This is a genomic window from Niabella insulisoli (assembly GCF_039652435.2).
Lineage (GTDB): Bacteria > Bacteroidota > Bacteroidia > Chitinophagales > Chitinophagaceae > Niabella > Niabella insulamsoli.
This window is the reverse complement of the sequence record NZ_CP190246.1, coordinates 1,369,239-1,382,852: the sequence shown is the minus strand read 5'-3', so window position 1 is coordinate 1,382,852 and position 13,614 is coordinate 1,369,239. Positions and strand designations below refer to the sequence as shown.

Sequence of the window (13,614 nt, the reverse complement as noted above, 5' to 3'; positions counted from 1 at the left end):
CTTAGCGGAAAGACATTTTATAATCTACTTTGATTTTTCCAGAAGAAATGTCGCTGAGTTTTCTTTTCAGTAGTTGCTTTTTTAAAGGAGGCAGATAATCGATAAACAGCTTTCCCTCGATGTGATCGTATTCGTGTAAGATCACGCGGGCTGTAATCCCGGTGAAGGTTTCGGTATGAAGATTAAAATGCTCATCCTCATATTCGAGCGTCACCGATCCCGAACGAACGACATCCTCCCTGATCTTGGGGATACTCAGGCAACCTTCATTATAGGCCCAGGGCGTGCCATTCAATTCTTTAATATAGGCGTTGATGAAAACCTTTTTTGCACCTTCATCGCCGGGATACTGCGCTTTTTCCTCCTCATCTTCCATGCCTTCGAAAATCTGTTCAGAATCGATAACAAAAAGACGAATGGATTTATTGATTTGCGGTGCGGCCAAGCCCACGCCATTACTGGCATACATGGTTTCCCACATATTTGCAATCAGTTCTTTTAATCCCGGATAGTCAGGATCAACTTCATCTGCTACTTTTCGTAAAACGGGATTGCCGTACGCTACAATTGGAAGAATCATGCGTGCAAAGGTAATTGATATTGCGATAGCTTATTAAACTTCGTTGTGGCGGCCCCTGCCAATTGCACTCCTCGCCTATCTATTTAAATATTCCTGTAACATGATGGTGGCAGCAATTTCATCAACGAGCGCCTTGTTGCGCCGTTGCATTTTTTTTAAACCCATTTCAAGCATGGCATCCTTCGCCATTTTGGACGTGAAGCGCTCGTCGACCGTTTCAAGCGGCATGTTGGGAAAACTCTTTTTTAAATTTTTAATGGCTTTCTCCACCAGGGGCGTGGCGTGGGTATCGGTTTCATCCCAGTTTTTGGGCAGGCCGATAATTATCTTTTCTACTTCCTCCCGCAAAAAATAATCTTTTAAGAAAGGGATCAATTGTTTGGAATCGATGGTAGTTAGGCCGGTCGCAATGATCTGAAACGGATCCGTCACCGCGATTCCTGTTCGCTTCAAACCATAATCGATAGAAAGAATACGAGGCAAATTGATATTAATTAAAAGGTGCGGAACATATCGTTAATAAAAAGATCGGCCACCACAAATACTGCAAATACTACTGACGCGATGCCGTTAGCCGTCATAAAAGCCAGGTTGACCCGACGTAGATCGGCGGCGGAAACAATGCTATGCTGATAAATCAACATGCCGGCGAAAACCAGGACACCCATCCAATAGAGCCACGAAAACCCGCCCAGCAGGCCGGCCACAATAACGCAGAGCGCGCTCAACACATGCAGCAACTCGGATACGCGCAAAGCTTTCTTTTTTCCTAATACCGATGGAATGGAATAAAGCTCATTGTTTTTATCAAACTCTTCGTCCTGCAACGCATAAATAATATCGAAACCGCTCACCCAAAATATCACTGCAAAGGAAAAAAGGATGGGTAGCAAATCGAACCGGCCTGTGACGGCAAGATAGGCGCCAATAGGCGCTAAAGACAGGCCCAAACCCAATACCAAATGGCACAGGGGTGTGAATCTTTTTGTGTAGCTATAGCCCAAAACCACGGCCAAGGCGACGGGTGATAGCAAAAAACAAATCGTATTGATAAAGTAAGTACATACTATAAATAATACCGAATTAATAATTGTAAACCATAAAACCCGGTCGGCCCTCAACACGCCCGCCGGAATTTCACGAACAGCCGTTCTCGGGTTTTTTGCATCAAAATGCCTGTCGAGGTAACGATTGAAAGCCATCGCTGCGCTGCGCGCGAAGATCATACAGAGCATGATCAAAATAAAAATATACCATTTCTCAGCAAAAAACTGCTTTATCGATGCAGCAACAGGAATGTAAGACGTGTCGCTCAGATAATGAAACGCTACGACGCCCAGAAAAAAACCTATCAGGGCAAAAGGCATCGCAAAAATGGTATGCGAAAATTTGATAAGACTTAGATATTTTTTAGCCTTTGACATTTGTTTCATTGATTAAAGTTCTTCTCACCAGGTCCCAAAGCACCACTCCCGCCGCCGTCGCAATGTTTAAGGAATGTTTCATACCTAATTGCGGAATTTCAACGCAACCGTCGCATAGCCCGATAGTCGTTTGTTCAACCCCACTCACTTCGTTTCCAAAAATCATGGCGATTCGCTGGCCCGGCTGCCAGTCGAGATTATGTAAATATGTGCTATTCTCCACTTGTTCGATCGCATAAATCATATACCCTTCTGCGCGTAGTGTAGCAATCGCCTCCGTCGCCGACGGAAAATGTTGCCAGCTTACTGCCTCCTCTGCGCCCAAAGCTGTTTTTTTTATTTCTTTGTGCGGCGGCTTCGCCGAATAGCCTGTTATATAAATTGCTTCAATTAAAAATGCATCGCTGGTTCTGAATACGCTGCCCACATTATAAGCGCTTCTTATATTCTCCAGTACGACAATGATGGGAATCTTTTCAGATGACTTTACCTCCGCTACCGACTTTCGCCCCAGCTCTGCCATATTTAACTTTCGCATCCTGCAAAATTAAGCCGATAAATTGAGAATTAAAGGCTGGTTGAGGGGAAAACAAATATCATACATGTTTATAAAAAGGAAAATCCGGCTGAGGTTAAACAGCCGGACCAAGGATAAGATATGGTTGGTTTGTGTAAATTATCTTCCTAAGCCTAAACCTATATTATAAGCCAGACCGACACCAATGATGCCTGCATTATATTTTTGAGAACCATTACCTACGTTTACCGTTCCTTTATCGCCGGTAAACACTTTTGAGTAATGAGCAAAAATGTTCCAGTTGCGATTATGATAGCCTACTTCTGGTTTCAAATAAAAACCTCCGTCGGGACGTGCCACACCCGCATTAGAAGCAACATCAGCATCGCCGGTTATTACGCCATAACCCAGATCGGTTCCGATATAAATACCTTCAGCCTTGGGATAATAGCGCACGAGCGCAGCTACAGGTACCACGCCAAAGTCGTTGTTATTTAAAGTGGTTCCTCCCACTTCATTGTCTTTACCAAAATGATGCTGGTAACCTGTTGCGATACCTAAACCAAAATTGGGTGTTACAAGATTTTGGTAAGCCAGGTCTAAGCCGGCGCCAGCGCCCGCATTGTTAGACGGCACGGAGGCACCCGCAAGCGCGCCAATCTTAATCATATTCTTCATACTTTGTGCCTGAGCTACCATTGTTGAAAAGATCATAGCCGCTCCGATAAAAATTGCTTTTCTAGTTTTCATCTTATAAGGATTTAAGTTTAAATGGCCGTGGTACGCATCCATTTAGATTATTAGATTACTACCACAGATTTTTGCATCATTAGACAAACGCCGTGCCAATATGGTTGCACAATCCGCCAAAAATATTTTTAATACATAACTGATGAAAAAGAAGTATTATACGATCGTTTAATTTTTTATAAGGGCGCTTCCAATAGGACAAGAGAGGCATTTTTTTAGATCGCAATATTGGGTTTTCAACTCTATTAAAGCCTGCGAATCGTAAGCGGTTTTGTGAGGTATACCCCTGTTCTCAAAGCCTTTTGTGATCGCATTTTTTTCAGCCCGGCAACTTTCGAGCCACTCAGCGGCTTTTTTTATCAAATCAGACTTTGCATTTCGACTACCATAAACATATAAAAAAGGGATAACGGTGTTGACAATAATATTGTCGATCATGGAAGCGCCGATTGATTTTTCTTTAAAGTGTGCTTCATCTTTTAAAGAGTAATGATATTTCCAAAAATCGTTGGGCGCAGCAGCAAACCACGATCTCACTTTGTTAAGCTCCGGCTCTTCAATCATTTTGGAAAAAAGATGCACCGAATTGAAGATCAAAGCAGCCAATTGTGCCAAACGCAAGGTTGGAAAATTAGAAGGCCGCATGCGTAAAAAACGAACAGGAACATGGACAGGCTTGAGGGCATATTTTGATTTCAAAAAAAGATATTCCTTTTTTAACATGGTGGGGTAAGCTTCTTCAAATCGGCCGCCAAGCAGACCGGCCTGGCCCAGCAACAATGCTTCTAATTGAATCAACTGGCTTTTATGTTTACCTAACAGGGTCAGCGGAATGCTGCGTGCCATGGCCTCGAATGCTTCGGCATTGGTTTTGGCGCCAAAATTCCGCGCCAGCAGCCACCAAAAACTTTCTTCCCAATGGGTGTGAGTGGTTTCCAAAAAATTCGTAACAACGCTTACTTTCCGCTGCAACCTTTCTGCTACCAAGCGGTCTTTTGTGGCCGTAAGAATCAGGTCAGGCACGCTACTGATCATCGGTTCGCAGGGAATAAAATGCTGCGACTGCATTAAATCGGCATAACGCTCGAGAAGCGTTGTTGAGATACGGCCACCCAATTCAATAACAGGAATTTCATTAATCGAAATATCGTGTTGATAGACGACATGCAGCACCACATTGGTATAATTTTGATCTCCTTCATGGCCATGTTTTTGCCAGTCAGAGCCGCGCAGATGAATCTCGACCGAGCCCACCCACAAGGTGTTGCCGATACGAATACGCGCATTCAAAAAATCAGGGCCCTGATTCGTATTTAAACTTCCCGGATTGACAATTTCAACTTTTTCACCCTTGGTAGTGGACAGTTGAGAACGATTAAAATATTGAAAACGCCAGATAAATTGCAGCAGTTTTTCATTCATAGTGTTAGCTCAAATATTCGATATAAAAATATCAAATATTCTTTAAAGCAGCAACCAACCTGCTCACAGGGAGTCCCATCACGTTGTAGAAGTCCCCATTGATCTTTTTTATACCTACAACGCCGATCCATTCCTGTATGGCGTAAGCGCCGGCTTTGTCATAGGGCTTATATTTTTCCACATAAAAAACCAATGCTTCTTTCGTCAGCGGATTAAAAGTCACCTCGGTGATATCAGCAAACAGGATTTGTTGATCACCTTTCAAAATCGCAACGCCTGTAATCACCTGGTGCACCCTTCCCTGAAGGTTCATCAAGATTTCAACAGCATCATTTTTATCCTTCGGTTTGCCGATAATCGTGCGGTCTAAAACGACCATAGTGTCAGCCGCAATAATTATTTTTTCAGCAGGCAAAAGCGGCTGCACCGCCTTTGCTTTTTTTAAGGCGATGTGTTGCGCAGCATCTGCCGGCTCTAAGTCTGGCGGAAACGTTTCTTCTACCGGTTCAACCACAATTTCAAAAGGAATTTCGGCCCATTCGAGTAGTTGCTTTCTTCGCGGAGAAGAAGAAGCCAACACAACTGAATTTGTCATAGCTTATAAATATATATGGAAAAAGATCATCGATAAAATGCCGGCAAACATAGCCAGCTTGGTGTACAGGCTCAGCCTGCTATAATCCCTCGTGGATTGCGCCCTGATCAATGTTCTAAAGATAAATAGGAGCGGCACAAAAATAAAAACAAAGCAATACGCAACTGCCCACCACCATCGAAACTGCATCACATAAATCTGGATGATTAAAAGCATAATGATCAAAACAGTAAGCCAAACCATTACATAAACCTTGGTGGCATTGATTCCCCAAACGATGGGCATAGTTCTGCAACCAAACTTTTCATCACCGGGCATATCCTCAATATCTTTCACCGCCTCTCTGATCAGGGAAATGATAAACGCGAATCCGGCATAGAGAATGGCGAACTTAAAAAACCTTCCCTGGCCGGTATCGCTTTGACTGAAAGCGTCCATAAAGGAATATTTGGATAAGAAAATAATTAAAATTGTCCAGGCGGTGAGCAAAGAAACGATGATATTACCTATCAGCAAATCCTTTTTAAACCTTGCGGAATAAAACCAAAGCAAAATAACGCAGACAATATTCGCAATAATTAAATACCATCTTGAAAAGATCCCGACTGCAATAGCTGTGAGCACTACGCCAACAACACTGAAGATGAGATGCCAGGCCAAGGCCCATCTCCTGCTCAGGGTCTTATCGAGCACAATGCGATCGGGTTTGTTCACCAAATCTATATTGATGTCGAAATAATCATTAATGATATAGCCCGCGGCCGCTATCAACACAGAAGCCACCACCAGCAGTACAAACTGAAAATGATTATAATCAGGAATATTGTGCGCATACACCGAGCGGTAAATGCAATATTCGAACAACAACTGGGTGATGATAATGAACACCAGATTGGGCCAACGAATCAGTTTTAAAAATGGCTTTAAAAGCGCCATATACTCAATTTAGGGTCGGGTTAAATGCTTTAATTTAGGTCGAGGCAACCGAAGTGGTTTCCTGCCAATCACCTCTTATTTTTAATACTTTTTCGATCACCTCCCTCACGCAGCCTTCACCGCCCGGTTTAAAAGCAATATACCCGGCCGCAATTTTCAGTTCCGTTACCGCGTCGGCCGGACAGGCCGCTAGTCCTACGATATCAAAGACCGGCAAATCAGGCATATCATCTCCCATAAACATAGCATTATTTAAATCAAAGCCATGCTCCCTGGCAAGATCTGCCACAAAGGTTTTCTTATCTTTTACTTTAAAGAAAACATCTTTAATCCCCAGATAGTTGAGCCGTTGCGCCACAGCGCTGGGCGACGAACCGCTAACGATAAAAATCCGGTAACCTTTTTTGATAGCCAGTTGCAGCGCATAGCCATCTTTGATATGCATTCGCCGTGCCATCTCGCCGCTTTCGAGCACCAAGACGGTGCTATCCGTCAGTACGCCATCTACATCAAAAATAAAAGTATCGACTTTCTGAAGTCCCTCTAAAACATTCATTTATTTGATTTTCCAATGCAAATGTAGTTGAATCGCACAACTAGCTGAGAGGGCTTTTTAAAATACGTTCTGTAAACAGATCATACCATTCTAATATCTGAGGATGCTTGCCGAGCATTTCCCGGTGCTTGTGGATCGTTTCCATATCTGCCCTGGCCGCCGGACCGGTTTGTAAAGATCCGGGGGAAGCTTTGTGAAGCCTGAAAAAAGTGTTGTTGATCAGCGGCAGTAATTCGGAGAAATCGATGCCCTCCTGCTGGCAGTATTTTTCTGCAAGCGTGAAAATATGGTTGGTGAAATTATTGACAAACACGGCCGCTACATGAAGTTTGGTTCTTTTGTCATAATCCGCCTCAAACACCGCATTTTTGTATATCGATTGGGCCAGTTGATCGAGTACTTTCTTTGCCTCTTCGTTTGCCGCTTCCGTATAGATCGGCGTCTCCGGCATTTCCTCCTGATCTTTTCGAAGGCTTTGCAGAGGATAAAATACGCCATAATTTGCCGTAACTTTCTTTAACACGCTCATGTCAACCGCCGCAGCCGTATGCGCTACAACTTTGCCCGGCAGCGAAATATCAGCTACCACTTCTTCGATCGCCCGATCAGCAACCGCTATAATATAAACGTCCGCTTCTTTGTTGATCAAGCTGGTATAATTAGCAGACTCGGTGTTCCATTCGTAAGCCAGCTCAGAGGCAGATGTTGCATTTCTGCTTAGCACTTGCAGAATGTTGTGGCCAGCCGCTACAAATTTTCTTCCCAGCACCGCAGCCACATTTCCCGATCCTATCAAAACTATGTCCATCGTTTGGTTTTAACGGGCAAGCCCGATTTTTTTATAATTGAAAATGGATAAAAGCAGCCCATACATAACTTCTGCCTTTCCTGTTATCTTCGCTAAACATGAAAATACAAAATTTTGTTGTCAGTTATTTTCGCAATAAGATCAGGTTGTTGACCTTATTTTCAAAAAAACGCGCTGCGGCAGAAGCTTTTCACGTTTTCTGCACGCCTTACTTTAGAATGGTTTATGAGGCGCGTGAAATAGAAAACGCCGAGCCGCTGTCATTTCAATTTGAGGGCCAGGCAGCCGTTGGCTATCGCTGGAATAAAGGAGCAGACAAAAAACTACTCATTGCGCACGGCTTTAGGTCGGCTTCAGCAAATTTCAAACATTTGGCAAACGCTCTGGCAGCAAAAGGCTACGAAGTGATCGCCTTTGACGCTCCGGCCCACGGCAAGAGCGGCGGAAAACAACTCACCGCCATAACATATAAAATGTTTATCGAGGCTATCTGCCGGCATTTTGGCGACTTCGATGCTTCTTTATGTCATTCTTTTGGTGGATTGGCCGTGAGTATGAACCTCGCTGAAGACAGCGGAACCACGAATAGCAAAACGGTACTGATTGCGCCTGCCGCCAACTCGCGGCAATTGATTGAGGCCTTTTTTAGGGAAATGCGCATTACCGATTTAATGGTACAACAATATTTTTTTGCAAAGATTCAACAGCTTAGCGGCCGGGATGTGGACTGGTTTTCTTTGGAAAGATGTGCTCCGCAAATGGGTGGACAGGTTTTTTGGGTACATGATCATGACGATAAGGTTACACCGATCGCCGATGCGATGCGGGTGAAGAACATGGAGCTGCCCCATTTTCATTTTCTTTTTACGGAAAATCTGGGGCACCGGCGTATTTATCGGGATCCAAACGTAATTAATGCGGTGGTCGATTTTCTTCAATAAACCTCGCACCGGTGCGACAAAACATATCGCTAATTTTTAATAAAAAAAAGAATGACAGAATGCTCCCTTTAACCATCGCCAAACCGCATGGCAATATTCCTCTAAAGGCGATGCCGTTACAAATTATTCAGCATTTATAAAAAATGTACTAATCTTGTTCCCAAAAATACCTGCCGGCAAATGCTTTTTAAACTGGTGTGTCCTCCATGATATCATGAGGTTTTTTTGAGCAAAAACGGTCTGTCAGGTTCATAAAATATAAATATTGCGTTGAGAAATGGCGAAGAATTTACTGATAGTGGAGAGCCCTGCAAAGGCGAAAACGATTGAAAAGTTCCTGGGAAAAGATTTTCAGGTAAAAAGCTGTTTCGGTCATATCCGCGACCTGGAAAAGGCGGGGATGGGCATCGATATAGAAAAAAAGTTTCAGCCAAGATACGTCGTTAGCGACGGCAAGGAAAAGGTGGTAAGAGAGTTGAAAACCCTGGCTGGCAAAAGTGAAGAAATCTGGTTAGCAACGGATGAGGACCGCGAAGGAGAAGCCATCAGCTGGCATTTGTGTGAGGTATTGGGCCTCGACCCGCATCAAACCAAAAGGATTGTTTTCCATGAAATCACCAAGCCGGCCATCAAAGCGGCGGTAGAAACGCCCCGAAAACTCGACATGAACCTGGTGAACGCCCAGCAGGCCCGCCGGGTGCTGGATCGCATTGTTGGATTTGAACTAAGCCCGGTGCTTTGGCGGAAAATCAGTGTGAAAAACAATTTGAGCGCGGGCCGTGTGCAAAGTGTGGCCGTTCGCCTGATCGCAGAGCGCGAACGCGAGATCAACGCTTTTGATGCCAAAAGCAATTTTAAAGTTGAAGCCATTTTTACAGCTACCGATAATGCCGGAAAACAAATCAATTTTAAAGCGGAGGGAAAAAGATTTGACGCTCACGAGGGAGCTGAGCAGTTTTTGCAATCCTGCCAAAACGCGAATTACACGGTCAAAGACATCCAGGTGAAACCCGGCAAGAGAACGCCGGCCGCGCCTTTTACCACTTCCACCCTGCAACAGGAAGCCAGCCGAAAGCTGGGTTACAGCGTGAGCCGCACCATGCGTATTGCCCAGCAGTTGTATGAAAACGGTCACATTACTTATATGCGTACGGATAGTGTCAACCTGAGTGAAACGGCGCTGGGCGATATCACGAATACTGTTAATTCGATGTATGGCGACAATTACCACCAGTTTCGCCGTTATAAGAATAAAAATCAGGGAGCACAGGAGGCCCACGAAGCCATTCGCCCCACCTATATGAACCACACTACTGTAGAAAACGCAGAGTGGAAGCGCCTTTACGAACTTATCTGGAAAAGAACCATGGCCAGCCAGATGGCCGACGCACAATTAGAGAAAACTACTGCTACCATTGATATTTCCACAAACAAAGAGCAGTTGACAGCTTCGGGTGAAGTTATCAAATTCGAAGGGTTTTTAAAAGTATATCGCGAAGACCGCGATGAAGAAGACATCAACGAAGAAGAAACCAGCGAAGGTATGCTGCCTCCTTTGCAGTTGCAGCAGGTATTGCCGCTGGTGCAAATGACAGCCACGGAAAAATTTACCCGCCCTTCGCCACGCTACACAGAAGCTTCGCTGGTAAAAAAACTCGAAGAACTGGGGATCGGGCGGCCTTCGACCTATGCGCCCACTATTTCTACCATTCTGAAAAGGGAATATGTTGAAAAAAGAGATAAGGAAGGCGTGCAAAGAAATTATCGCCAGCTTACTTTAAAAAATGATCAAATCAGTAAAGCGACGTTGACCGAAACAACGGGCGCCGAAAAGTCAAAACTTTTCCCAACTGATCTTGGGCTGGTGGTAACAGACTTTTTAAACCAGCATTTTGATGATATTATGGACTACGGCTTTACCGCCCGCATCGAAAATGAATTTGACGATGTTGCGGAAGGAAAGCTGGAGTGGAACAATATGATTGACAAGTTTTATAACCCTTTTAAAGAAGAGGTTGATAAAACGATTGAGACTGCCGAACGCATTAAAGGCGAGCGCGAACTGGGCAAAGACCCGCAAAGCGGAAAGCCGGTGATTGCCCGTATGGGGCGGTTTGGCCCGATGGTGCAGATTGGCAGCGTAGACGAAGAAGAAACACCACGTTTTGCATCGCTGCAAAAGGGACAAAGCATTGAAACTATTACGCTGGAAGAAGCGCTCGATCTTTTCAAGCTCCCCGCCGTTTTGGGCGAATTTGAAGGCAAAGAAGTATCGGTTAATATCGGCCGCTTTGGCCCTTATGTAAAATTGGGCGACGACTTCATTTCCATTCCAAAGGGCGAAGATCCTTTTAGCGTGGATATGGACCGCGCCATTGAGCTGATTAAGGAAAAACAGGAGGCTGATGCGCCGATCGCGCATTTTAACGAAAAGCCTGTTACCAAGGGCAAAGGCCGCTTCGGCCCTTTCATCAAGTGGAACGATATGTTCATTAATGTACCGCGCCGGTATGATTTTGACAACCTTTCCGCGCAGGATATCAACGAGCTGATCGAAGCAAAAATTGAAAAAGAAGCCAACCGTTATATTCAACAATGGCCTGAGGAGAAAATAGCACTTGAAAATGGCCGTTGGGGACCTTTTATCAGGTTTGGCAAAAAGATGATCAAACTGGGAAGAAAAGAAAACGGTGAAAAATACACCGCCGACGATCTTGCCACCGTTTCGCTTGACGACGTCAAAAAAATGATTGTAGCCGAAGAACCCGGCGCATTTGATAAACCTGTAAAAAAAGCAGCGGCTAAAAAAAAGGCAGCGCCAAAGAAAAAAGCAGCGGCCAAGAAAAAAGCGGCAGCCAAAAAAAAATAATGGTCAGCCATTGATTTCTATTTGAAAGGAAGTATAAATTTGCGGTACAATAGCTTCAAACCCGACTAGGAAATGCAACGCTACCGTTGCAGCAGATTATCAACCGGGAGGAAAACTATTTTCTCTAAACCAAATTTGAAATTCATGAATTGAGCCATAAGAATTTTGCCCACCCGAAAGCATGATTATTTGGTAAATTCCCTACCCGTCCATTTAAATAGGCATCTAACAAAAACCATAAAAAATTTACGAATGAAAACTATTTTTTGCACACTGGCATTTGTTGCACTTTGCAGCTTTACAGTTTATGCGCCCATTACTCAAAAAGAACGGGCATACCTGCTTTCTTACCGCGCTTCCGCTAAAGCGCTGCTCGACAAGGAAACCAAAGGCTTAAGCGACGAACAATTAAACTGGAAACCGAATGATTCTACCTGGAGCATTGCAAACTGTGTAGAGCATATTACGCTTACAGAAAAAGGAATTTTCGATTGGGCCATGACAACGCTAAAAGAAACCGCTGATCCTGCGCAAAAAAGCGAAGTAAAAGTAAGCGACGATCAAATCAAAGCGATGATCGAACAAAGGACGCAAAAAGCCAAAGCTCCCGAGCAGTTAAAGCCCGGCGGCGCTTTGAAGGATTATCAGAAAGCCATGGCCACTTTTAAAGAGCAGTCCGATCATCTTGAAAACTATATTAAAACAACGAAAGATGATTTGCGTGATCATTTTGCCAAAACGCCCATTGGCACAATCGACACCTATCAAATGCTGGTTTTCCTAACCGCGCACACCAGGCGCCATACGGCTCAAATTATTGAATTGAAAGCCATGCCGGATTTCCCGAAATAAATAAGAAACAATAAGCAAAAAAGAAAAAGGTACGGTTTTATAAAAGCCGTACCTTTTTGTTATGGGTAATTATTTTACTGTGGCAGCAACACCTGGTCGATACGGTGAATGACTCCGTTGACATGGTTTACATCATTTGTACTGCTTGGCGGCGCGCTTAAAATAATATTAGAAGCCGTTTCGTTGCCTAATCCTTTTGCGGTTGCTGCGGTGACGCCGGCAGGACCGAAAGTCGCCTGGAGCGCGACGCCGGGATGATTAGCCACGGAGGCATTGACAAGCGTTGGCACCAACGCAGCATTGCCGGCAGGAAAATTCACAGTGTAATTGCGATAGCCTACCGGCGTTGCCGCCGGCTTGGCCAGCAAATGATACGCAACAATCGCTTGCGCTAACTCGCGGGTCATAAATGCCGCTAGTTGAGGTCCATAAGTCTGTATAGATGCGGGATCGGATATAATTGTGGATCCATGTGCAGCTACTAGCCCCTGTGCCGCCAGATTTGCTACAGCCGGTTGCTCCCCTTGTATAATCAAAGCCCCCGCTATCCTCGCGATTAATAATTGCTCAAATGCCGCATTGGTCGGTATCAATGCTGTGAAATTTGCATTAGGCGCACTAAGAGCCGCCTGAAATTGCCCTTCGGGATTTATGCCGCCGTCGGCCCTGATGACCGCTGCTTTAAAATAATTGTAACCACCATCAGCGTTCGCAAAAATTGTTTGCCAAAGCACTTTATCGGGTGGCAGCAGGGCCACGTACACTTTATGCATCACGCCATTGGCGGCTGCCATATCGGGCGCCGTCACCGGGATATTATTGGCAAAAACGCTATTCCCCTGTTTTCCCATAAAAATTGGCATTCTGTAACCCGGCGGCAGATTAGCGGAAGGAGCAGAAAGTACGAGCATACTTTGCAAATACAAATTGAGCGCCGGCGCCGCGGGGTTGATGCGTCCTGAAGTAATGGCCTCTCCCCCAATCAGATGATATTTTAATAGCGTATCTAATTTTCCAGCGGTAAAAAAATTGAGCGAAGCCTCGCTGGCCGGAAGCCCGAGCAGCGCAAACGACCTGAGCAGGGCCGCATTATCGGGCGCAAAAAAGGTCATTGTGGCCGTAGCATTGCCGAGTATATCCGACACTTTACCTGTTGGACTTGTAAAAGTACTTGCTTTGGTTACGGCTGCTTTGAGTATGGAAAACTCGCTCGCGTCTAATTTCTGAAGGATGGTTTCAGCATCTGCTGGAGGGTCGGGCTCAATAGGTTTCGGCTCGGGAAGCTCTTTATTACAGGCAACCATTGCTGCCATAAAAATGATTCCGGCGACCTGGCGTATTATATTTTTATTGAAAAACATATC

At 44.7% G+C, this 13,614-nt stretch carries 14 protein-coding genes; 3 read left to right on the top strand and 11 right to left on the bottom strand.

Annotated features, from left to right (window positions below; translation table 11 throughout):
- Position 1 precedes the first annotated feature (1 nt).
- The 10 genes from def to ABDK00_RS05855 all read right to left on the bottom strand — a co-directional run bounded on the left by def (position 2) and on the right by ABDK00_RS05855 (position 7,588).
- Positions 2-580: a peptide deformylase gene (def, locus tag ABDK00_RS05900; RefSeq protein ID WP_346238955.1), complete on the bottom strand. Its 579-nt coding sequence runs from the start codon at positions 578-580 to the stop codon at positions 2-4.
- A 75-nt stretch (positions 581-655) separates the two neighbouring features.
- Positions 656-1,063, bottom strand: coding sequence for a Holliday junction resolvase RuvX (ruvX, locus tag ABDK00_RS05895; protein WP_346238954.1), 408 nt, complete (start codon positions 1,061-1,063; stop codon positions 656-658).
- Between the two features lie 11 nt (positions 1,064-1,074).
- A complete protein-coding gene (locus ABDK00_RS05890) occupies positions 1,075-2,004 on the bottom strand; it encodes a UbiA-like polyprenyltransferase (RefSeq protein WP_346238953.1) in 930 nt (309 codons plus the stop codon).
- Complete coding sequence (locus ABDK00_RS05885; RefSeq protein WP_346238952.1) at positions 1,991-2,542, bottom strand: RNA methyltransferase; 552 nt, start codon at positions 2,540-2,542, stop codon at positions 1,991-1,993. The genes ABDK00_RS05890 and ABDK00_RS05885 overlap by 14 nt, the downstream gene beginning before the upstream one ends.
- A gap of 138 nt (positions 2,543-2,680) precedes the next feature.
- Entirely contained in the window at positions 2,681-3,271 is a 591-nt protein-coding gene (locus tag ABDK00_RS05880) for a hypothetical protein (protein WP_346238951.1), read from the bottom strand.
- 168 nt (positions 3,272-3,439) lie between these two features.
- Positions 3,440-4,693, bottom strand: coding sequence for a DUF2851 family protein (locus tag ABDK00_RS05875; protein ID WP_346238950.1), 1,254 nt, complete (start codon positions 4,691-4,693; stop codon positions 3,440-3,442).
- A 31-nt stretch (positions 4,694-4,724) separates the two neighbouring features.
- Entirely contained in the window at positions 4,725-5,288 is a 564-nt protein-coding gene (locus ABDK00_RS05870; RefSeq protein WP_346238949.1) for a Maf family protein, read from the bottom strand.
- Positions 5,289-5,291: 3 nt separating this feature from the next.
- Entirely contained in the window at positions 5,292-6,224 is a 933-nt protein-coding gene (locus ABDK00_RS05865) for a geranylgeranylglycerol-phosphate geranylgeranyltransferase (protein WP_346238948.1), read from the bottom strand.
- Between the two features lie 34 nt (positions 6,225-6,258).
- Positions 6,259-6,780 (bottom strand): KdsC family phosphatase, encoded by a 522-nt coding sequence (locus ABDK00_RS05860; protein WP_346238947.1) that lies wholly within the window; start codon positions 6,778-6,780, stop codon positions 6,259-6,261.
- Positions 6,781-6,820: 40 nt separating this feature from the next.
- Complete coding sequence (locus tag ABDK00_RS05855; RefSeq protein ID WP_346238946.1) at positions 6,821-7,588, bottom strand: F420-dependent NADP oxidoreductase; 768 nt, start codon at positions 7,586-7,588, stop codon at positions 6,821-6,823.
- Positions 7,589-7,686: 98 nt separating this feature from the next.
- Between ABDK00_RS05855 and ABDK00_RS05850 the strand changes: the two genes are divergently transcribed.
- The 3 genes from ABDK00_RS05850 to ABDK00_RS05840 all read left to right on the top strand — a co-directional run bounded on the left by ABDK00_RS05850 (position 7,687) and on the right by ABDK00_RS05840 (position 12,250).
- On the top strand, positions 7,687-8,529 hold the full coding sequence (locus ABDK00_RS05850) for an alpha/beta hydrolase (RefSeq protein WP_346238945.1): 843 nt from the start codon (positions 7,687-7,689) through the stop codon (positions 8,527-8,529).
- 277 nt (positions 8,530-8,806) lie between these two features.
- A complete protein-coding gene (gene topA / locus ABDK00_RS05845) occupies positions 8,807-11,398 on the top strand; it encodes a type I DNA topoisomerase (protein ID WP_346238944.1) in 2,592 nt (863 codons plus the stop codon).
- A 252-nt stretch (positions 11,399-11,650) separates the two neighbouring features.
- The gene (locus ABDK00_RS05840) at positions 11,651-12,250 is read left to right on the top strand and encodes a DinB family protein (protein ID WP_346238943.1); all 600 of its coding nucleotides are present in this window, start codon (positions 11,651-11,653) and stop codon (positions 12,248-12,250) included.
- A 74-nt stretch (positions 12,251-12,324) separates the two neighbouring features.
- Here the strand turns inward: ABDK00_RS05840 and ABDK00_RS05835 are convergent, their stop codons facing one another.
- The gene (locus ABDK00_RS05835; protein WP_346238942.1) at positions 12,325-13,611 is read right to left on the bottom strand and encodes a fasciclin domain-containing protein; all 1,287 of its coding nucleotides are present in this window, start codon (positions 13,609-13,611) and stop codon (positions 12,325-12,327) included.
- Positions 13,612-13,614 lie beyond the last annotated feature (3 nt).

Coding starts and splice junctions, on each gene's coding strand:
- def (WP_346238955.1), bottom strand. CDS start 580: ATGATTCTTCCAATTGTAGCGTACGGCAATCCCGTTTTACGAAAAGTA.
- ABDK00_RS05890 (WP_346238953.1), bottom strand. CDS start 2,004: ATGTCAAAGGCTAAAAAATATCTAAGTCTTATCAAATTTTCGCATACC.
- ABDK00_RS05885 (WP_346238952.1), bottom strand. CDS start 2,542: ATGCGAAAGTTAAATATGGCAGAGCTGGGGCGAAAGTCGGTAGCGGAG.
- ABDK00_RS05880 (WP_346238951.1), bottom strand. CDS start 3,271: ATGAAAACTAGAAAAGCAATTTTTATCGGAGCGGCTATGATCTTTTCA.
- ABDK00_RS05875 (WP_346238950.1), bottom strand. CDS start 4,693: ATGAATGAAAAACTGCTGCAATTTATCTGGCGTTTTCAATATTTTAAT.
- ABDK00_RS05870 (WP_346238949.1), bottom strand. CDS start 5,288: ATGACAAATTCAGTTGTGTTGGCTTCTTCTTCTCCGCGAAGAAAGCAA.
- ABDK00_RS05865 (WP_346238948.1), bottom strand. CDS start 6,224: ATGGCGCTTTTAAAGCCATTTTTAAAACTGATTCGTTGGCCCAATCTG.
- ABDK00_RS05860 (WP_346238947.1), bottom strand. CDS start 6,780: ATGAATGTTTTAGAGGGACTTCAGAAAGTCGATACTTTTATTTTTGAT.
- ABDK00_RS05855 (WP_346238946.1), bottom strand. CDS start 7,588: ATGGACATAGTTTTGATAGGATCGGGAAATGTGGCTGCGGTGCTGGGA.
- ABDK00_RS05850 (WP_346238945.1), top strand. CDS start 7,687: ATGAAAATACAAAATTTTGTTGTCAGTTATTTTCGCAATAAGATCAGG.
- topA (WP_346238944.1), top strand. CDS start 8,807: ATGGCGAAGAATTTACTGATAGTGGAGAGCCCTGCAAAGGCGAAAACG.
- ABDK00_RS05840 (WP_346238943.1), top strand. CDS start 11,651: ATGAAAACTATTTTTTGCACACTGGCATTTGTTGCACTTTGCAGCTTT.
- ABDK00_RS05835 (WP_346238942.1), bottom strand. CDS start 13,611: ATGTTTTTCAATAAAAATATAATACGCCAGGTCGCCGGAATCATTTTT.